Source organism: Alicyclobacillus sendaiensis NBRC 100866 (assembly GCF_001552675.1).
GTDB classification, from domain to species: Bacteria; Bacillota; Bacilli; order Alicyclobacillales; family Alicyclobacillaceae; genus Alicyclobacillus; species Alicyclobacillus sendaiensis.
On sequence record NZ_BCRQ01000146.1, the window covers coordinates 1 to 661 of the forward strand.

At 50.4% G+C, this 661-nt stretch carries 1 protein-coding gene; it reads right to left on the reverse strand.

From position 1 onward, the window contains the following. Positions 1–57 precede the first annotated feature (57 nt). Positions 58–360 (reverse strand): hypothetical protein, encoded by a 303-nt coding sequence (locus AS26_RS13645; RefSeq protein WP_062310677.1) that lies wholly within the window; start codon positions 358–360, stop codon positions 58–60. Between the last annotated feature and the right edge of the window lie 301 nt (positions 361–661).

Genomic DNA, 661 nt, shown 5'->3' on the forward strand with positions numbered 1-661 from the left:
GAGAAAAAGCCACGGGCCCGTTGTATGACCACGTGGCTTCCTTCGTGATGAAGCGTCTTAGGACACCGGTTTGAGATGATCCCTGATGATCGCGGCCGCCAGGAACGTGTAAGGCGCGGGATCGATCCACATATTTTGCTTCGTCGGCCAACCCGTAAAGTGTGCGTCGTTGCATTCGTACCAAAGCTCGATGTAAAAGATCAGAATGACCGGCAGATCCTCGGCCGCAATCCGCTCAAACTGATAGAGCGCCTGCCGCTCGACCGCAGGATTCGTCGTCGAAGCAAATTGGCGAAGCGCCTCGTCAACCTGCGGATTTCGATACTGTTCGATATTCCAGTTGCCCTTGGAGTCGAGCATATCGTAGTAAATCGTATAAGGCGTCGGGCCCTCATTGGTCCAGGAAAGGGCGAGATCGTCATGTGGCTTGATCCCCACCCCTGGATTGATGGAGTTGAAATAGGCATTGAGCTGCTTTTGGACAACATTGATATTGATCCCAATGGGCTGAAGCTCCCATGGATTGACGTTCCACGAAACTATTGACCAGGTTCAGTGGTGATCTTAACGATTTAGGTATGCGTTTTCAAGTCTATTATAGAGATTTTCTTTTCTTTGCTTTGTATGCCCTCTCAACGAACTATGTCGTCTTGCCGTTCAC

Excerpts from the sequence above, each read along its gene's own strand:
- AS26_RS13645 (WP_062310677.1), bottom strand. The coding sequence starts at position 360 with ATGCTCGACTCCAAGGGCAACTGGAATATCGAACAGTATCGAAATCCG.